23 protein-coding genes and 1 other RNA gene are annotated in these 19,802 nt (G+C 32.2%); 13 read left to right on the forward strand and 11 right to left on the reverse strand.

Features of this window, described 5'->3' with window-relative positions:
• Positions 1-132 precede the first annotated feature (132 nt).
• Complete coding sequence (locus ATO12_RS04200; protein ID WP_034238957.1) at positions 133-522, forward strand: STAS/SEC14 domain-containing protein; 390 nt, start codon at positions 133-135, stop codon at positions 520-522.
• A 61-nt stretch (positions 523-583) separates the two neighbouring features.
• Here the strand turns inward: ATO12_RS04200 and rny are convergent, their stop codons facing one another.
• The 5 genes from rny to glf form a co-directional block, all read right to left on the reverse strand.
• Entirely contained in the window at positions 584-2,152 is a 1,569-nt protein-coding gene (gene rny, locus ATO12_RS04205) for a ribonuclease Y (RefSeq protein ID WP_034238960.1), read from the reverse strand.
• A gap of 53 nt (positions 2,153-2,205) precedes the next feature.
• A non-coding RNA gene (gene ssrS / locus ATO12_RS25285) (6S RNA) lies at positions 2,206-2,312 on the reverse strand.
• 52 nt (positions 2,313-2,364) lie between these two features.
• Positions 2,365-2,655 (reverse strand): cell division protein ZapA, encoded by a 291-nt coding sequence (locus ATO12_RS04210; protein WP_024772608.1) that lies wholly within the window; start codon positions 2,653-2,655, stop codon positions 2,365-2,367.
• 7 nt (positions 2,656-2,662) lie between these two features.
• Entirely contained in the window at positions 2,663-2,953 is a 291-nt protein-coding gene (locus tag ATO12_RS04215; protein WP_034238966.1) for a hypothetical protein, read from the reverse strand.
• An 89-nt stretch (positions 2,954-3,042) separates the two neighbouring features.
• Positions 3,043-4,164: a UDP-galactopyranose mutase gene (gene glf, locus ATO12_RS04220; RefSeq protein WP_034238969.1), complete on the reverse strand. Its 1,122-nt coding sequence runs from the start codon at positions 4,162-4,164 to the stop codon at positions 3,043-3,045.
• A 173-nt stretch (positions 4,165-4,337) separates the two neighbouring features.
• Here glf and ATO12_RS04225 point away from each other — a divergent pair, with 173 nt between their 5' ends.
• From ATO12_RS04225 to ATO12_RS04235, 3 genes are all read left to right on the forward strand, one after another.
• Positions 4,338-5,384, forward strand: coding sequence for a hypothetical protein (locus tag ATO12_RS04225; protein ID WP_034238973.1), 1,047 nt, complete (start codon positions 4,338-4,340; stop codon positions 5,382-5,384).
• A gap of 65 nt (positions 5,385-5,449) precedes the next feature.
• Complete coding sequence (locus ATO12_RS04230; RefSeq protein ID WP_034238976.1) at positions 5,450-7,138, forward strand: M23 family metallopeptidase; 1,689 nt, start codon at positions 5,450-5,452, stop codon at positions 7,136-7,138.
• A 13-nt stretch (positions 7,139-7,151) separates the two neighbouring features.
• Positions 7,152-9,620: a TonB-dependent receptor gene (locus ATO12_RS04235; protein WP_034238979.1), complete on the forward strand. Its 2,469-nt coding sequence runs from the start codon at positions 7,152-7,154 to the stop codon at positions 9,618-9,620.
• A 7-nt stretch (positions 9,621-9,627) separates the two neighbouring features.
• Here ATO12_RS04235 and ATO12_RS04240 read toward each other — a convergent pair whose 3' ends face one another.
• Entirely contained in the window at positions 9,628-10,776 is a 1,149-nt protein-coding gene (locus ATO12_RS04240) for a cysteine desulfurase family protein (protein ID WP_034238981.1), read from the reverse strand.
• A gap of 181 nt (positions 10,777-10,957) precedes the next feature.
• Between ATO12_RS04240 and ATO12_RS04245 the strand changes: the two genes are divergently transcribed.
• Positions 10,958-11,863: a hypothetical protein gene (locus tag ATO12_RS04245; protein WP_051575604.1), complete on the forward strand. Its 906-nt coding sequence runs from the start codon at positions 10,958-10,960 to the stop codon at positions 11,861-11,863.
• 16 nt (positions 11,864-11,879) lie between these two features.
• Positions 11,880-12,410: a hypothetical protein gene (locus tag ATO12_RS04250; RefSeq protein ID WP_034238985.1), complete on the forward strand. Its 531-nt coding sequence runs from the start codon at positions 11,880-11,882 to the stop codon at positions 12,408-12,410.
• On the opposite strand, the gene ATO12_RS04255 is transcribed toward ATO12_RS04250, so the two are convergent.
• The gene (locus ATO12_RS04255) at positions 12,411-12,959 is read right to left on the reverse strand and encodes a Smr/MutS family protein (RefSeq protein WP_034238987.1); all 549 of its coding nucleotides are present in this window, start codon (positions 12,957-12,959) and stop codon (positions 12,411-12,413) included.
• Position 12,960: 1 nt separating this feature from the next.
• On the reverse strand, positions 12,961-13,173 hold the full coding sequence (locus ATO12_RS04260; protein ID WP_034238989.1) for a hypothetical protein: 213 nt from the start codon (positions 13,171-13,173) through the stop codon (positions 12,961-12,963).
• 287 nt (positions 13,174-13,460) lie between these two features.
• On the opposite strand from ATO12_RS04260, the gene ATO12_RS04265 reads away from it, so the two are divergent.
• From ATO12_RS04265 to ATO12_RS04280, 4 genes are all read left to right on the forward strand, one after another.
• Entirely contained in the window at positions 13,461-13,679 is a 219-nt protein-coding gene (locus ATO12_RS04265) for a DUF2752 domain-containing protein (RefSeq protein WP_394331709.1), read from the forward strand.
• A gap of 12 nt (positions 13,680-13,691) precedes the next feature.
• On the forward strand, positions 13,692-14,015 hold the full coding sequence (locus tag ATO12_RS04270; RefSeq protein ID WP_025667449.1) for a CCC motif membrane protein: 324 nt from the start codon (positions 13,692-13,694) through the stop codon (positions 14,013-14,015).
• 88 nt (positions 14,016-14,103) lie between these two features.
• The gene (locus ATO12_RS26655) at positions 14,104-14,394 is read left to right on the forward strand and encodes a DUF2752 domain-containing protein (protein WP_051575606.1); all 291 of its coding nucleotides are present in this window, start codon (positions 14,104-14,106) and stop codon (positions 14,392-14,394) included.
• An 8-nt stretch (positions 14,395-14,402) separates the two neighbouring features.
• A complete protein-coding gene (locus ATO12_RS04280; protein WP_034238994.1) occupies positions 14,403-14,711 on the forward strand; it encodes a CCC motif membrane protein in 309 nt (102 codons plus the stop codon).
• A gap of 77 nt (positions 14,712-14,788) precedes the next feature.
• Here the strand turns inward: ATO12_RS04280 and rocD are convergent, their stop codons facing one another.
• The 3 genes from rocD to ATO12_RS04295 all read right to left on the reverse strand — a co-directional run bounded on the left by rocD (position 14,789) and on the right by ATO12_RS04295 (position 17,083).
• Positions 14,789-16,033, reverse strand: a complete 1,245-nt coding sequence (gene rocD, locus ATO12_RS04285) for an ornithine--oxo-acid transaminase (RefSeq protein WP_034238997.1) — start codon at positions 16,031-16,033, stop codon at positions 14,789-14,791.
• Between the two features lie 116 nt (positions 16,034-16,149).
• Complete coding sequence (locus ATO12_RS04290; protein WP_034238999.1) at positions 16,150-16,536, reverse strand: DUF6768 family protein; 387 nt, start codon at positions 16,534-16,536, stop codon at positions 16,150-16,152.
• Positions 16,526-17,083: an RNA polymerase sigma factor gene (locus tag ATO12_RS04295; protein WP_034239002.1), complete on the reverse strand. Its 558-nt coding sequence runs from the start codon at positions 17,081-17,083 to the stop codon at positions 16,526-16,528. Before ATO12_RS04295 ends, ATO12_RS04290 begins: the two co-directional genes overlap by 11 nt.
• Positions 17,084-17,199: 116 nt before the next feature.
• Here ATO12_RS04295 and rlmD point away from each other — a divergent pair, with 116 nt between their 5' ends.
• From rlmD to ATO12_RS04310, 3 genes are all read left to right on the forward strand, one after another.
• Positions 17,200-18,609 (forward strand): 23S rRNA (uracil(1939)-C(5))-methyltransferase RlmD, encoded by a 1,410-nt coding sequence (rlmD, locus tag ATO12_RS04300; protein ID WP_034239005.1) that lies wholly within the window; start codon positions 17,200-17,202, stop codon positions 18,607-18,609.
• 415 nt (positions 18,610-19,024) lie between these two features.
• A complete protein-coding gene (locus ATO12_RS04305) occupies positions 19,025-19,333 on the forward strand; it encodes a hypothetical protein (RefSeq protein ID WP_034239008.1) in 309 nt (102 codons plus the stop codon).
• Positions 19,334-19,374: 41 nt separating this feature from the next.
• Positions 19,375-19,782 (forward strand): hypothetical protein, encoded by a 408-nt coding sequence (locus ATO12_RS04310; RefSeq protein WP_034239011.1) that lies wholly within the window; start codon positions 19,375-19,377, stop codon positions 19,780-19,782.
• Positions 19,783-19,802: the final 20 nt, after the last annotated feature.

The raw sequence follows: 19,802 nt of genomic DNA on the forward strand, positions 1-19,802 counted from the left end.
AAGAACTTTTCTAACCCTCTTTTTAATTCATGTTTTTTTCATATATTATACCGATAATAAAATAAGAAAGAGAGCCCTATTTCTATCCTATTTCGTATCTAAAACTCATACTAAAATGCTAACAAATAATAGATGATCACTTCGTATAATTTCTATTTCTGTCATATAGAGATATATGAAGATTATGTAAAGGCTATAATGAAAGAAGGAATTACAGTCTTGCCAGAACATAATGATGTTTTATTACTGATTACAGAAAAACATTTCAAAAACAAACCATTTGTTTATATCACACACCGTATTAATTCTTATGCTGTAAATCCAACGGTATATTTAGAAACTGCCAAAATTCCAAATGTGATTGGTTTTGCTGTAGTATCTGCTGATCATAGACAAAAAATACAAACAAAGCTTGAAAAAGCTTTCTTTAACAAAGAGTTCAAACAATTTGATACTTTGGAGTTAGCTCTGAAATGGAAAGATCAAATGATCAAAAAATATAGTGATCAAAAAATAGTATAAAAACTATAAAGCGATACTTGTAATGATACAGTATCGCCTTATTATAGTATATCTATAAATATTATTTAGCAATATTCACTGCTCTTGTCTCTCGTATTACAGTCACTTTAACCTGACCAGGATATGTCATATCGGTCTGTACTTTTTGAGAAATCTCAAAAGAAAGACTAGCTGCTTTTTCATCATTTACTTTTTCACTTTCAACAATCACACGAAGCTCTCTACCTGCCTGAATCGCATAAGCTTTTTTCACTCCATCAAATCCAAAAGCGATTCCTTCTAAATCTTTCAATCTTTGAATATAAGAATCCAAAACCTGACGTCTGGCACCTGGTCTGGCACCACTAATCGCATCGCACACCTGAACAATAGGAGAAATTAACGATGTCATCTCTACCTCATCATGATGAGCTCCTATAGCATTACAAACTTCTTGTTTTTCACCATATTTTTCTGCCCATTGCATTCCAAGAATTGCATGCGGAACTTCTGTTTCTGTATCCGGAACCTTACCAATATCATGAAGTAAACCTGCTCTTTTTGCTAGTTTAGGATTCAATCCTAATTCTGAAGCCATTACACCACATAACTTAGCAACTTCTCTGGAATGTTGCAGAAGATTCTGACCATAAGAAGATCTATACTTCATTCTACCAATAGTCTTAATTAGTTCTGGATGCAATCCGTGTATCCCGAGATCAATTACGGTACGCTTACCGACTTCGATGATCTCTTCATCTATTTGTTTCCTTGTTTTTCTTACTACTTCTTCTATTCGTGCAGGATGAATTCTTCCATCGGTTACTAGTTTATGAAGTGACAATCGAGCCACTTCCCTTCTTACAGAATCAAAACAAGATAAAATTATTGCTTCGGGAGTATCATCAACTATAATCTCAACTCCTGTAGCCGCCTCAATAGCTCTAATATTTCTACCTTCACGACCAATAATTCTACCTTTTACATCATCACTTTCAATATTAAAAACCGAAACACAGTTCTCAATTGCTTCTTCTGTACCTATTCTTTGAATTGTGTTAATGATTACTTTCTTAGCTTCCTGCTGTGCGGTTAGCTTAGCTTCTTCAATAGTATCTTGAATAAGTGCCATTGCATCAGTCTTTGCCTGTCCTTTTAAAGATTCAACAAGCTGTTCTTTTGCTTCTTCTGCAGATAATCCCGATATAACTTCAAGTTGTTGTACCTGGCTTTTATGAAGTTTTTTAAGTTCGTTTTGCTTCTTTTCTAAATAGTCCTTGCGTTGCTCTCCTTCTTTAATCTTTTCTTCGAGCTCTACATTTAGTTTTTTATTTTTAGATAATTCATTAGAGACCTGAGATTCTTTATCTCTAGTTCGTTTTTCAGCTTCGGCCATCTTCTTATCTCTCGATAATATTACCTTTTCATGTTCTGATTTTAATTCAATAAATTTTTCTTTAGCCTGAAGTATCTTGTCTTTTTTAATTGTCTCTCCCTCATTTTTAGCATCTCTTAAAATGCTTTCGGAAGTTTTTTTAGCATTTTTAATAATCTCTGAAGCCTTACTGCGTTCCAGAACTTTGGCAATGATAAATCCTATCATTAGTCCTGCTACCCCAGCAACTATTAAAAATATAATATTATTATCCATAATTTGTGTTAGTATTTATATAAAAAAAGCCTGCACTAGCAAAGGTTCTGTATAAACTCTGTAAAAACAGGTTTAGGGCTAACAAATTGCTCAAGAATCCGCTCAAGGCGGCGCGCTTTTACAACTTAAACTCACCCTTTTTAATTAATTCTTGTTGAGTTTATCAAAATAACAACTAGTGCAGGCAGTAACCTTATTTATTTTAAAGAACGTTATGATAAATGTTCATGCAGCAAATTATTTAATTCATTTAATCTATTAGCCACATTAACCGTGTCATCATCTTTATCTATAGCTTTTTGTTCTACTTGTGCAGCAAATTGCAAAGCACACATTGCCAATACATCTTGCTTATCTCTAACTGCATAACTTTGCTCAAATTGCTTTATCATGGCTTCTATCTTTTTTGCAGCTTTTCGCAAACCTTCTTCCTGATCCGGATTAATCGTTAACGGGTATACACGATCTGCAATAGATAATTTAATTTTAAGCTTATCTGCCATATTTTACTTATTCAGAAAGTTGTGCGATGCACATATCAATCTCTCTTATTAAAGCGTTTATTTTGAGCTTGGTTTCCCTTTTATATTCGTCACTGCCTAGTATTGCGTTTGCATTTTTGAGCGCACTGAATTTTTCTTCCCACTGCTTTAATTGATCCGCCTGAAGTTCTGAATTAGACTCCAAATCCGATATTTTCTCTTTTAAACTTAAATTTTGTTGCTTAACTAATTCATATTTATGAAGCAACTTACTTATTCTATTTTCAAGAGAATCAATAATTTCAATTAAATCACTCATTGTAAATTTTACACAATACTTCGTTACACAAAGTTAACATACCAATTGAAAAAACCCAATAGTTTTACAACTAATTTTAAACCCTTTTTTCATTGTGGTTTAATCTTCGATATTTCTTCAACTTTAACCAAAGACGACGCGATTATCTGGTGCATATCATAATAGCGATATTCTGCTAGTCTTCCTCCAAAAATCACACCTTCTAATTGTTGTGATTCTTTTTTATACTTTTTAAAGATTTCTTGATTTCTACTATTATTAATAGGGTAATATGCCTCCTTGCTTCTATCCCAATTTTCGGGATATTCTTTTGTTATAATTGTTTTATCCTGCTTTCCAAATTCAAAATGTTTATGTTCGATAATTCTGGTAAAAGCATAACTTGCATCATTATAGTTTACCACAGCATTACCCTGGTAATTTTCTATATCATGAAGTTCATGTTCGAATCGTAATGACCTGTATTCTAAATACCCATGCTTATATCCAAAAAACTCATCTATTTTGCCTGTATACACAATCTTATCGGCTAGAGATTCGAGCTCTATTCTATCTTCAAAAAAATCTACTCCTGTTTTGGTATCAACACCATCTAATAAACCATTAATAATTACATTATACCCCCCAATAGGAATCCCTTGATAAATGTCATTAAAATAATTATTGTTATACGTATATCTAACCGGAAGTCTTTTAATAATAAATGCAGGGAGTTCTGTAGCTTTTTTTCCCCATTGTTTTTCTGTATAGGCTTTAATAAAAGTTTCATAAATATCTTTCCCTACCAAAGATAAAGCTTGTTCTTCCAGGTTTTGCGGAGATTTCACTCCATATTGTGCTATTTGTTCATCAATAATCTTTTTTGCTTCCTGCGGTGTCTTTGTTCCCCATAGTTGATAAAAGGTATTCATATTAAAAGGCAGATTATACAGTTTACCTTTTGATAATGATAGTGGAGAATTTATATAATTATTAAAAGTTGCAAACTGATTTACATAATCCCAGATTTTTTTATCATTAGTATGAAAAATGTGAGCTCCATACTTATGCACATTAATCCCTTCTTTTTCCTCACAATATACATTTCCGCCTAAATGATCTCGTTTATCTATCACAAGACATTTTTTACCTCGATTAGTCATTTCATGAGCAAAAACACTTCCAAACAATCCTGCTCCTACAATTAGATAATCATATCTCTTTTCTTTCACTAGTTTTTTTTATTTGAAATGGTTTCTAAAAATTCAGTTGTCAAAACTACTATTTTTAAAAGATTTTATACCTAATAATTATGCATCAAAAAATCACAATTGATAATCTTCTTAAAATAGGGCATAAAAAATAAAATGTATGTATCTTTCCCACATAAATTTTACATATTCATATGAAAGGATATTTCATTTCCAGAAATTACAAATCTCTTTTTAACGCAGCTGGTAAAGCAAAAACTGATTGTGAGTCTATTCTAACCGAGATGGGGTTTAAAAACCTGGGGTTCAAACAATCTTCAATCCCCAACTCTGCAATTGGTGCTCTAAAAAACTTTTTCGGGATCACCTTTGCCCTAATACGATTACCTTATAAATCAACATTATGCACACAATACCCTCTAAATAAGTTTAGAAATTACGTCTTATTTGTTGCAAAAATAAAAAGATGTAACATCATTACTATTGTTCATGATGTGCGCTTTTTGAAAGGTAGAACCAGTGACGCTAATAAAGAATTAAAAAAAATAATTTCTTCGAATGCCATTATTGTACACAATGATTCGATGAAGAATTGGTTTTTAGAACAAGACGTTAAAATCCCTATAATTGTACTCGGAATATTTGACTATATCTTAAATAAAGGATTACCTGATCAAAACAATGATATTACAGGAGAAAAAATGCACGAAGTGGTATATGCAGGAGGTTTTGGAGAAGGTAAAAATTCCTATATCTATGACATTGACCTATTCGAAAGAAAAAATTTTAGGATGAATCTTTATGGTATGGGATTTGATTATCAAAAACTAAAAACCGAAAAAGAAACATCTGTACTTAATTATGAAGGAGCATTTCCTTCTGATGTGGTCGCTTATCATATTAAAGGATCATTTGGATTAGTATGGGATGGTATTTCTACAGAAGAATGTAGTGGGCAATACGGACAGTACTTAAAATATAACAACCCTCATAAAACTTCATTGTATATTTTATGTGGATTACCAGTAATCGTATGGGATAAAGCAGCCATTAGTGCCTTTATAACAGATAACAATATTGGTTTTACCGTTTCTAATTTAGATGAACTAAGTAACAAATTAGAAAGTTTATCATCTGAAGAATATAAAAAAATGAAAACCAATGTAGACCTGGTTAGAACAAAAATTATTTCTGGTGGATATTTAAATGACGCTATTAATCATGCACTGAAAATAACATAATCTAGCAAAAAAATAAGTAGTTTTATAAGCACATTTCATAAACATACATATAGATACCCCCTTTTATGAGAAAAATTATAGTTTTTATTGTACTCGGCTTTTCTTTTTGCTACGGACAAAAAAACCTTCCTAAAGACTATTTTATTCGCCCTCTAGATATTCCTACTGTAGTTTCGGGTACATTTGGCGAGTTGAGATCTAACCATTTTCATTCTGGATTAGATATGAAAACTAAGGGCGAAGAAGGATTAAATGTATATGCTACTGCATCTGGTCGGGTAACTAGAATAAAGGTTTCACATGGTGGATATGGTAAAGCACTATATATCGCACATCCTAATGGGTATACAAGCGTATATGCTCATCTAAAAAAATTCTCCCCAGAAATTGAAGCTTTTGTAAAAGAAAGGCAATACGCAAAAGAATCTTATGAAATAGAGCTTTTTCCTAAATCGGGATCGCTAATGGTAAAGCAAGGTGACGTTATAGCATACAGTGGTAATACCGGAGGAAGTTCTGGACCTCATCTTCATTTTGAAATTAGAGATTCGAGATCCAGACCAATGAACCCAATGAATTTTGGTATAGAAGTAAAAGATACCAGAAAACCAATCGTAAATAGTCTTTGGGCTTATAGTTTAGATAAAGATGCACATATTAATGGTGCTCAAAAACCAGTTAGATTAAAGCTTACACCCCAAGAGGATGGTAGTTTTAAAGCAGAAAATCTGAATGCATATGGTAAAATCGGTTTTGGCGTATCTACCATAGACAAACAAGATTTAGCCGAAAATAATAACGGTGTATATGAAATAACTACTCTAATTAATGGCCAGGAAAATTTAAAAATAGAAATGAATCGTTTTTCTTTTGCCGAAACACGATATGCAAATCGAATTATTGATTACTCCTATTTTAAAGAATATAGAAGTAGAATAACAAAACTCTTTGTTGAAAAAAATAACCCGTTAACCGTTTTTAAAAAGAAAGTAAACAATGGTATTGTTAATATTCAAGATAGCCTTTCTTATAACTATACCATTCATATCAAAGATTTTAAAAACAATACCACTACAATCACTATCCCTGTGCAAGGAAAGAATGTAGAAGCAATCACAAAAGCAGATATTTCTAAAACATCTGAATACGCTAAGGCAACTGAAAATTACACGTATAGCTCTGGTTTTTTTGATCTTTTCATTCCTAAAGGTGCATTATATGAAAACACCTATCTAGATATATCTGTTAATGGAGAAAAAATCAAAATCCACAATAACAAAACGCCATTGCATAAAAATATGACTCTGGTTTTTGATGTATCAAGATACAGCGAAGAAGATAAGAAAAAACTATATATAGGCCGTATAAACGGCTCTAAAACACCATCATACTCTAGAACATCAAAGAAAGGTAATCGATTCTCTACCAGGACACGTACTTTTGGAACGTACTCCTTATTTACCGATAACCAAAAACCTACAATAATACCCATTAATGTTTCTAGCAAAAAATGGATATCAAACGCTACACATTTAAAAGTAAAAATTAATGATTCTGAATCTGGAATAAAAAGTTATCGAGGTACTATAAACGGAAAATTTATTTTATTAGAGTATGATTATAAGACCGGAATGTTAATCTATGATTTTAATGATAAAATTCATGCGGACTCAGAAAATAATTTTAAACTTGTTGTGTTAGATAAAGTAGGTAATCGAGCAACATTCGAAACCACTTTTTTTAGAAAACCTTAAATACTCTTATTTCTTGAAACCTAATTTTTTCTCACTTTTGATTTTACTGATTCTAATCAGTATTTCTTCTTCGGCACAAACTGCAACGTTAAAAGGTGTTATTCTTAATGAAAACAATATTCCCATTCAAGGAGCTAATATCTCTTATAACGATTCTGGTACTCAATCTGATAAAAATGGTGTATACCAACTTAGTATACCCGCTAATCAAGAAATTACAATACACATATCTCACATTAGTTTAAAAAATGTACAATTTGTTATTAATCTCGAAGAAAATCAAGAGTATGAACTTAATCCTGTACTAAAAACAGATGTTGAACAGATAGGTGAAGTTATTATATCGGGTAGAGAGCGAAAAATAGTAGAAGGTATTACAACATTAGACCCCGAAACCATTAGAACCACTCCTTCTGCCAATGCGGGTGTAGAAGGACTCCTTAAGAGTTTACCTGGTGTAAGTTCTAATAACGAATTAAGCACACAATATTCTGTTCGTGGAGGAAATTATGATGAAAATTTGGTCTATGTAAATGAGATCGAAGTATATCGTCCTTTTTTAATACGGTCAGGACAACAGGAAGGCTTAAGCTTTGTAAATACAGATATGGTTCGTAATGTAGACTTTTCTGCAGGAGGGTTTCAAGCTAAATATGGAGATAAGCTTTCTTCAGTCCTAGATATTACCTACAAAAGACCAACAAGATTGGGAGCAACGGCAGATTTAAGCCTCCTGGGAGGTAGTGTTTCTGCAGAAGGAATTTCTAAAAACAAAAAACTAGCTGCTATCGTTGGCGTTCGATATAGAGATAATAGCTTATTAGTAGATGCAAAGAATACAGAGACTAATTTCCAGCCAAGGTTTGCAGATGTGCAAACATACCTTTCCTATAATTTTTCCAGTAAATTTGAATTAGGATTCTTAAGTAATTTAGCACTTAACACTTATGATTATGAACCATTAACAGAACAGGTAAATTTTGGAACATTACAAACAGTGCAGGCATTAACCGTTCGCTATGACGGACAAGAAAAAGACAGGTATGAAACTTATTTTGGAGCACTAAAAGGAACCTACAGAGCCAATGACAATCTGACCCTTAAATTAATTGCTTCTGGATATCACACACAAGAACAAGAACATTATGATATTTTTGCAGCCTATGCGCTAGGAACTGTAAATACCGATATTGGTAGTGAAAACCTGGGAGAAGTAGAATTTAGTGAAGGTATAGGTTCTCAATTAACGCATGCAAGAAACGACCTGGATGCCTTGATATATAATCTCGAGCACAAGGGAACATACGTTGCAGATCAACATCAGTTTGATTGGGGCATCAAATACACCTCAGAAGATATTAGAGATCGTTTACAAGAATATGAAATCATTGATTCTGCCGGCTTTTCTATCAGACCTCCCGTATTGGATTTTGTAAATGATCAGCCCTACACTCCTTTTGCAAGTCCTATTGTTCCTTTTACTAGCGTAAGAGCTACAAATAGCACTAAAATTGATCGTATTTCTGGATATGCTCAATACAGTATTCGCTCTAATATAAAAGAAAATGAAATATGGGCAAATATAGGCGTTAGGGCACATAACTGGAATATTTATGGAAATACAGTCGACAGTTCTGATTCGCAAATTGTATTTAGCCCTAGAGCTCAGGTTGCAGTTAAACCAAATTGGAAATCTGATATGATCTTTAGACTCTCTGGAGGGGTGTACCACCAACCTCCTTTTTATAGAGAATTACGAGATTCGCTAGGGGTAGTACGGCCAGATGTTAAAGCACAACAATCAATACATATCGTACTTGGTAATGATTACAGTTTTTCTATGTGGAAAAGACCATTTAAATTAACCACAGAATTGTATTATAAAAAGCTAACCGATGTAAACCCGTATACCATCGAAAATGTTAGAATACGATATCGTGCAAGAAATAATGCAGAAGCATATGCACAAGGGGTTGATTTAAGACTTAATGGAGAATTTGTTCCCGGTACAGAAAGTTGGGTAAGTTTTGGGTATCTAAAAACTGAAGAAAATATCGATAAGCGTGGATATATTGCCCGGCCTACTGACCAACGACTCAAAATTGGAGTATTATTTCAGGATTATGTACCTTCTATCCCAAGTTTAAAAATGTATTTAAATATGGTTTATCAAACAGGAGTACCAGGAGGTTCTCCCAGTTATGCCGATCCATATAATTTTCAGACCAGACTAAGAGATTATCGAAGAGCTGATTTAGGGATCTCATATGTTGTGGTTGATCAAAACAAAAGATTAAGACAGGGACATTTTCTTAATAAGTTTAGAGAGCTATACCTAGGTTTTGAAATCTACAACATTTTTGATAACCAAAATACAATCACCAATACTTTTGTAAGGGATGCAGCAAGTCGACGTCAATTTGCTATTCCTAACTATTTAACCCCACGAGTTTTTAATGTTCGATTAGGAATGAAATTTTAAGGACGAATTATTCTTCTATAAATTTCTTTAAAACCTCTACCGTATAATCAATTTCTTCTTTAGTATTAAACTTTGAAAGAGAGAAACGTATTGATGGTTTTTGTAAATCTTCATCAGAAAGGATTTCGGTTAATACATGAGACCCTTTGCCACTCCCACTTTGGCAAGCACTTCCTTTCGAGCATGCAATTCCGTTAATATCCAGATGAAATAATAATATCCCTGCTTTTTCTTCAGAAACCGGTAAACACGCACTAATTAGCGTATATGTACTTTTTAGGGGATCACAACAACTGGCATTAAACTTTACTCCTTCAATCTTATTTTTAAGAGTATCAATAAAGTATTGTTTAAGATTAGTAACGTAGCTCTTTTCTTCTTCTAAATTTTCATATGATAATCGCAACGCCTCATCCATCCCGGCAATATTATGCACGCTTTCTGTTCCCGCTCGATATCCTCTCTCCTGTTCTCCTCCAAAAATTAAAGGTTTTAAACCAGAATTTTTTCGAATATATGCAAAACCTACTCCTTTTGGCCCATGAAATTTATGAGCACTTACTGCAGTAAAATCAACGTGTAAATTATTTAATTTCACATCATAATGCCCTATTGATTGAACCATATCACTATGAAAAAGTGCTTTATGTTCATTACATAAGTTTCCGACACGCTCAATATCTAATATCGTTCCTACTTCATTATTTACATGCATCAAACTTACTAATGTTTTCTCATCAGAATTACTAAGGAGTGATTCTAAATGTTTATAATCAATCGAGCCATCTGTATTTATATCAACATAGCTTACCACTATATCAGTACGAGATTCTATTTCCTGTACCGTATGTAATACCGCATGATGCTCTATTCTGGTTGTAATAATATGTTTAACTCCTAAATCTCTAACTGCACTATTTATTGCTAAGTTATCGGCTTCTGTACCTCCAGAAGTAAATATAATTTCTGAGGCTTTTACCCCTAAATATCCAGCAATATTTTTCCGAGTTTGTTCTATATGATTCTTAGCAGATCGACCATAACCATGTATTGATGACGGATTTCCATAATCTTCTTTCAATACAGAAACCATTTTAGCAATAACCTCTGGCCTTACCTCTGTGGTAGCCGCACTATCAAAATAAACTTTTTGCATAAAACAAAGTAATTAAGTTGTTGAAATAGATATTTATTTGTTTTTTGTAAAAAAACCTTTAATTTTTACAATATTCCCAATTTTCCGACTACAAAACTAATCTAAATAAAATTATTTTCGAGTACACACGTTATAATCTTTCAATTCCTTTACTTTTGTCAAAAAAAATACTCATTCTGACATGAAAAAGTTGTTTTCATTTCTCTTTTTATTATTATTTCTTACCTCTTGTGATGATGGTGACATAGTGATCACCAGTTTTGAGTTTGATGATGTTGATTTACAGCTTTGTAAAGGTGCAAAACCAAATGAATTTGTTTTTTTCAAGATTAGCAAAACTATAAACGAGGCCATTTCTTACAATTTTATTAATGAGACCTTTTCTGATACTATTGCAACATCTACCCCCATTACTATCCAATTAAGTGAAGGTTCTAACAATTTGATATATAGAAATTTTAATGTTCCGGTAACTGCAGATTATTTTTGCTCTAATGTGCCTTCTAGTGAAATCATAATTGTTGATGAACTTAATGGTATTGCAGGAACATCTGAAATTTCAACTAAAATTACAACGGAAGATGATGATGATGGAGTTCCGGCAGAACAAGAAGATCTTAATAACAATGGTAACTTAGAGGATGATGATACTGATGGTGACGGGATTCCTAATTATAAAGATCAGGATGACGATAATGATAATATTTTAACCAGTGTTGAGTTGCCCAATGATATTCCTGACAATGATGATCCCCGGGATACAGACGGAGATGGTACACCTGATTACCTTGAAGAAGATGATGATGGTGACGGAATCTTAACTCGTAATGAAGATGCAGATATGAATGGAAACCCAAGGGATGATAGAGATCCAGTTTCTGGAAAATTATTTTACCTGGATGCAGCATCGACTAATAGTGCAGTTATGGTAAACCCTGTACTTGATAACACTATAAAAACTACATTTAAGACCACTGTATCTATAAACGGTCTTGTTTTTGATGGTAACAATCAGAATTTTGAAGACAAGAATTTTTCATTTGGTTTTAGAGATGTTACCATTCCTAAGACAACCAAAAAAGAGTAGCTTATACCACATTATTATGAATAATTTTTTTTACTATATAATTTTTATTGCAGTATTGGTTAGTTGTAGTGAAGGAGATGTTATAGAAAATGACATCAGTAATTTTACAGCTCCGTTAGAGAATTGCTCTAATCAAAATGAAGATACTTTTGTTTTTTTCAAAATTGATTCTCAAATAAATCAATCTCTTTCTCTTAATTTTACAAGTACCACTTTTGAACTAAATACAGTTCCTGAAAACCTTACCCATACTATAGCACTTAATACTACTACAAATATCTTGATGTACAGACAATTTAGTACTCAAATCGATGGTGCAGCATATTTTTGCAGTAGCGTTCCTCCTAGCGGTATAACAGTTACTCAAGAATTAAAAAGCTCTAACGGTAATGCTGAAATAAAATATGTTGTAAAGAGTGATACCGCTACAGAAACTGTCTATACCAGAACGATAACCCTTACCGATATCACTCTGGAAGGAGCTGGAATTGCAATACGACAAGAACTACTACAACTAGGCGAAGATGAGATTACTGTTTCAAAATAACTATTTTGGGTTTTGAACAATATACACCTCTGTCGCTCCCAGTCCATATTTTCTATAGTTACCTTCAGAAATTCTGATATTATCATATCTCCCAAAAAGGTATTTGAGTTCTTCTTTCAAAACTCCTTGTCCAACCCCATGAATAAAAACTACATTGGGAATACGTTTACTAATTGCAAAATCCAGTTGTCTTTTTGCTGTATCTAATTGCAACGTTATCATATCATGATTTGTCATTCCCTTGGTTGATTTCACTAATTTATTAATGTGTAAATCAACTTCCATTGGCGGTATATCCCGCTCTTTTGGTTTAACAACAGGCCTTTTGGGCTTTTTTTTAAAAACCTCCTTCTCCTGCAAGTTCTTATGTACCTCTTCATAAGAAGGCATAATAAGCTCTCCCGATTTAATTTTTACGACTTCACGAATAAAAAATGTCATATCAAACCCATCCTCTGTTTCAATTGTTACTTCATCTGTAGTAACCGCTACGACTTTACCCGTTATTGGTTCATCCAAAACCGATACAGTATCCCCTATTTTAATCATATTATTCTTCTTCTTCAAGGTATGGATCAGGATCAATTTTAGTTTTCGATTTCACATTGGTATTAATAAGAAATACTCCTAACATTAAAAAGACCACTCCAATACTCTGGATATAATAGTTTTTAGTTATTGAAGAAATTTCACTTATCAGTGCAATAGCTCCAATAATTACCAAAAGTATGCTTATAATTTTTTTAACCTTACGATAAATCATTTGCCTAATTCTTTTTTATTAATCCGATAGATAGTACAATCGATATTATTATTTAACTGATTTCCTTTTAAATAATAACTTAAGGCATTTACTTTATGCCCAGATCCAATACTCCTCTTTACGAATTGCAAAAGTATTAAATAATAGATTTTTGAACCTGCAAATATTTTAAATAACTTAATTATGTATATTGCAGTTAATAATTATAAAGTTTTTCGCTTTTGGAGACCTATATGTTACCTTGTTTAAACAAAAAAATTTTTGGAGTTGATTGTTTAGGCTGTGGAATGCAAAGATCTATTGCTCTCTTACTCAAAGGAGATTTTGTTGCTGCGTTTTATATGTATCCTGCGATTTATCCTCTTTTACTATTATTAATATTTTTAGGATTCAACTTTTTTATCAAATTTAAATATGACAGACTTATAAAAATTAGTCTTATGGTTACAGCCATACTTACTATTATTATAAGTTATGTGATCAAAATGAAAATTATTTTTAACTAATCAATCTAAATTATGGAAAAACAAACATTACCTAATTCTACCCTAATCCTGGTTTTTGGTATTCTATCAATCTTAGGATGCTGTTGTTATGGTGTGCTAGGGATTATTCTGGCTATAGTAGCTATAGTACTAGCTAAAAAAGCTACTGCATTATACAATGAAAACCCAGAATTATATACTGGCTATCAAAATGTTAAAACAGGTAAGATACTAGCAATTGTAGGTTTAATATTAAGTATCATTTATTTAATCTATGTAGTTTTCATATTTGCAACTGTAGGATACGATGGTATACTGGATATGCAAAGAGAAATGATGGAACAGTACGGAGGGTAATCTGTAAATAATTTAATTTTTTAAAAGCTGTTCGGAATACTATTTCGAACAGCTTTTATTTAGAATAAATTTCTTACTACTATAATTTGTGGAGCAGTTTATCAACTATATTGAATCTAATCTATTACAGTGCCCAACCAAAAAACTAATGGGTATTAATTGTTTAGGCTGTGGTTTTCAACGAAGTTTTTTATTACTCATCAAGGGAGATTTAATAGAGTCGTTTATAATGTATCCTGCGCTTATACCATTACTATTAATGTTTGGGTATCTAATCGCTCATCTTCTTCTAAAGTTTAAAAAAGGTGCTAAAACTCTTCAATATTTTTATATCTTAAATAGTATACTTATCATTACAAATTATATTATAAAATTCTAATACATTATATGGAAAACAAACAACAATTACCAAATGCAACATTGGTATTAATATTCGGGATCGCATCAATAGTAACTTGTTTTTGCTACGGATTTCTAGGGTTAGTATTTGGTATTATTGCTTTAGTACTAGCCAAAAAAGCTAAAGAGCTATATTTGGCTAATCCCGAATTATACATAGGATATGAAAATCTAAATGCGGGTAGAATTTGTGCTATAATTGGTACTATATTAAGTTCATTATACCTACTACTCATTATTGGGTATATTATATTTATGGGCGCTCTAATGCCTTGGTCAGAAATATTAAATCAATAATTTTTTTTGTATACAATAAAAAAAGGAGGCTATTGCGCCTCCTTTTTTATTATATATGAACTTTGAATCGTATTTTACTACTTTTCAAACTCTTTTAAAGTTTTGATAATAATGCTTACACAATCCAATAGTTGTTCTCTGTTCATTACTAATGGTGGAGCAAAACGAATAATATTACCGTGAGTTGGTTTAGCCAAAAGACCATTTTCTTTAAGCGCCACACAGATATTCCAGGCAGTATCACTATCCTCAGAATCATTGATTACAATCGCATTTAGCAACCCTTTGCCACGAACTAAATTCGCTATATTAGATTCTTCAATGTACTTACCTAGTTCTGATCTAAATAATTGACCTAGTTCTTCTGCATTCTCGGCTAATTTTTCATCTCTTACTACTTCTAAAGCTGCTACAGCTACTGCTGCGGCAACAGGGTTACCCCCAAAAGTACTACCATGATTTCCTGGTCTTATAACTCCCATGATTGCATCATTAGCCAAAACTCCCGATACAGGATATGCTCCTCCACTTAATGCTTTTCCTAGAATTAAGATATCTGGTTTAACATTTTCGTGATCAACAGCGAGTAATTTTCCTGTACGCGCGATTCCTGTTTGAACTTCGTCTGCAAGAAATAGCACATTATGTTTTTCGCAAAGAGCTTTAGCTTTGGCCAAAAACCCTTCAGAAGGAACATACACTCCCGCTTCTCCTTGTATAGGTTCTACCAAAAATCCTGCAACATTAGTATTACTTTCTAAAGCCTGTTCTAAAGCAGATAAATTATCGTATTCAATTTTTATAAATCCTGCAGTATAAGGACCGAAGTTTTTTCTAGCTACTTCATCATTCGAAAATGATATGATTGTTGTTGTTCTTCCATGAAAATTATTTTCACACACAATAATCTGTGCTTCATTTTCTGGGATACCTTTCTTCTCATATGCCCATTTCCTACAAAGCTTCAATGCTGTTTCTACTGCTTCTGCACCAGTATTCATGGGTAATAATTTGTCAAAACCAAAATACTCAGTCGCAAACTTCTCGTATTCGCCTAATTTATCATTATAAAAGGCTCGTGAAGTTAGTGTTAATGTTTGTGCCTGATTAACCATTGCTCCTACTATTTTAGGATGACAATGCCCTTGATTCACTGCAGAATATGCACTTAAAAAATCATAATACTTTTTACCTTCTACATCCCAAACATACACACCTTCTCCTTTGTTTAAAACAACCGGTAACGGGTGATAATTATGAGCTCCGTACTTGTCTTCTAATTCAATTAAATGCTGTGATGACTTTTTCTCTAAGATTGCCATTATTCACGTATTAAAAATAAAACTTTACAATTCCTACTTTGACATAAAGTCCGGGAGAGAAATCATCCTATTGAAGTTGGTTGCAAATTACTAAATATAAGCTTCTTTCTAAAATCTTATTGTGATATTTTTCCAGCTATAGAAGATACCTGTAGTTCTAGTCTCTTAATTTCTCTTAATAATGCATTTTTATCCATTTGCATCCAGGCAAATAGTTTGGTCATTCCTATAACCATAAAACAGATAGCTCCTCCTGCAAACCACTTTATCAATTGGTTAGTATCATCTGTATTTAAAAATTGAATAATGCAATAGACTAAAAAGCCAAAAGCTACTACAGTTGCAATATTCATCAATACAATAATCCATCGATGTTTGGTATTAAAAAGCCCTCCTAGCATTTCGAGAAGATTTTGCTCATCTAAATCATCATAAAATTTTGCTTCTTCCTGGCTTAATGTTTCTTTAATTAATTGATCGATATCTTTCATTTTATTCTCCATTATTTCTATTTTTTAAAATTAATTTCAGTTTTTCTCTAGCTGTAAACAAACGTGATTTAACGGTACCGGTCGAAACGTTTATAATATCACTTATCTGTTTAATGCTATACTCTTCTATATAAAAAAGGTTTAGTACTAACTGTTGATTATAAGGTAATTTTTTAATTGAACTCTTTAATAATACTATCGTATTTTGATTATTTCGAGTATCATCTTCAATACGATTTGTATTACAATCCTTATATGATTGTAAATGTTCTACTTCCTTTTTATGTTTTCGCAACCAATTAATAGCATTTCTGGTTACAATGGTCAATGCCCAACTCCCAAAACTATTAGAATCTTTTAGGGTATTGATTTTTAAAAAAATAGTACTCCAGCTATCCTGAGCAATATCTTTTGAAATTTCTATATCTCGAGTATACCAATATGCCTGTTTACATAATTTTGCATGCCACCTTTTTACAAGAAGAGTTACTGCTTTCTTGCTTCCTGATTGACATTGTAAAACCAGCAAAGAGTCAATTGTTTTATTGGTGTTTGTCATATTGGTCTTTATAGTATAGACGTAGAAATAATAAATAGGTTCATTTTTTTATTTCTTTTTTCTAAGATATATTGAATATTTATTAAGTATATGCTTTCTATTGTTATTTTTGCGCTATGGCAAGGAAAAACAGAAGACAGATCTTCGAGAATATCGAAGTTATTGATGCGGGTGCAAAGGGAAAAAGTATTGCTAAAGCACCTGACGGAAAGGTAATTTTTATTAATAATGCCGTTCCTGGAGATGTAGTAGATATCCAAACTACCAAAAAGCGTAAGGCCTTTTACGAAGGTTCTGCCACTACTTTTCATAAACTATCAGATAAACGTACCGAACCCACTTGTGAACATTTTGGAACTTGTGGAGGATGTAAATGGCAATTTATGGGGTATGAGCATCAATTAGCTTATAAACAACAAGAAGTTGTAAATAATCTAACCCGATTAGGTAAAATTGAACTACCTAAGGTAAATTCGATACTTGGTTCCCAGGATCAATTCTTCTATAGAAATAAAATGGAATTTTCATTTAGTGATAGCAGGTGGCTAACTCTTGATGAAATTAAAAGTGATACTGAAATTCAGAATAGAAATGCATTGGGGTTTCATATTCCGGGAATGTGGGATAAAATTTTGGATATCAATACATGTCATCTACAGGAAGATCCAAGTAATGAGATTAGAAATAAAGTAAAAGCTTTTGCCACAAAAAATAACCTCTCCTTTTATAACGCAAGGAATCAACATGGTTTTTTGCGTACATTGATGATTAGAATTGCATCTACCGGAGAAATTATGGTTTTGATTCAGTTTTTTCATGAAGATATAGAAAAAAGAACACTACTATTAGATTATATGGTTTCAGAATTCCCAGAAATCACTTCGCTTCAGTATACAATCAACCCAAAAGGTAATGATACAATTTATGATCAAGAGGTTATTTGTTACCAGGGGAAAGATTATATTGAAGAAGAAATGGAAGGATTGCGGTTTAGAATTAATGCCAAGTCTTTTTATCAAACAAATTCAAAACAAGCTTACGAATTATATAAAGTAACTCGGGATTTTGCCAACCTTACCGGAGAAGAATTAGTATATGATTTATATACAGGAACCGGAACTATAGCGCAATTTGTTGCAAAAAAAGCGAAAAAAGTAATTGGTGTAGAAGCTGTTCCCGAAGCTATAGAAGATGCAAAAGAAAATGCAAAGCGTAATCGTATCGATAACGTAGAGTTTTATGTTGGTGATATGAAAAAAGTATTTACCAAAGATTTTATTTCCAGACATGGTCAGCCCGAAGTGGTCATTACAGATCCCCCAAGAGATGGAATGCATAAAGATGTTGTAGGACAATTATTAAACATTTCTCCTCAAAAAATAGTCTATGTAAGTTGTAATAGTGCAACACAGGCACGTGACCTTTCTTTATTAGATGGGATGTATAAAGTAAGTAAAGTTCAACCGGTCGATATGTTCCCACAAACATATCATGTTGAAAATGTAGTTTTATTAGAAAAAAGATAAACATACAAGCCGTTTTCTATAATAAAAAATCGTTTTCATTCCAGATATAGTTTTGCTGTTCAAAAATTTAAATTTGGACTGCAAATTATTTAACAGACATTTGATGGATTACAATTTTACCATGTATTTCATCGGTTTTTTCAATCATTATATGTTAAAGCACTCAATTATCAGGAAATTCTCTAACACCAAGCACTTTAGTAGCAAATAATTCATTTTTTTAACAAAAACAACAATAACAACTAACTATCAGATAGTTAACATTATTTACACAAATTAAAATATTATGGTTTTACCGCAAAAAGTTAACTCACAAACCACAGTTAATATCATGAGTTATTTCCTACATTTGTACTCGAAGATTGCTACTACAATAAATTTATAATCAAACCTAAGTTTATCTAAACTAACAGTTATGAGAAATGTAGTAAAAATACCCCTGATCTTCATTCTTCTTATTTTAATTTATTTCTTATTTACTACTGGTTCCAGTTATACTGGCCAACATCAGACTAATGAAACCAAAAATCAAGTTGCACAAGAAGCCATAAAACAGTACAACATTGTCAAACGAAATGGCCCGGGTATAGAAGCGTCATTACATGCAGGGTTCGTTGCAGAAGCCTTTCTTCAAATCGGAGATAAAGAGAATTATACTAAATGGATAAAAATAAAAGAACAGGAAGAACGTGATGCAAAAAATGCTAACGTTAACTTACCATAATTTTTTGCACGCAAACCATCTCACTACCACCAAGGCTTACAATGATGATATTAAACTTAAAGAAAGAAGAGTTTATCATAAAACTCTTCGCAATACCAATTATATGTATTACTATAATAACTGGAGCTGTTTTATATGCCCTATATCATAATGACAATAGTCAAATTACCAATTCTAAAAACAATCAAAACCTCTTTTATTTTCATAAATCCGAGGCATTAACTGCATCACACGCTATCATCAATAAAAGATTACGATCATCAACCATTATTTCTTTTGGAGAAAGTGATAAAGATGTTAGGGTCGTTAATGATTCAACATTTACAGTAATTAATTATGTAGACTGGATAAATCAGGAAGGTGAAAATAAAAGAAATTATTACTGTTGTACTGTAATTTTTAACCACAACTGTAAAGCAAAAGCCCGAAATCTGGTTTTTATGGATTAATCACACCCTTTAGATTATGG

The organism is Aquimarina atlantica, assembly GCF_000626715.1.
Taxonomy (GTDB): domain Bacteria; phylum Bacteroidota; class Bacteroidia; order Flavobacteriales; family Flavobacteriaceae; genus Aquimarina; species Aquimarina atlantica.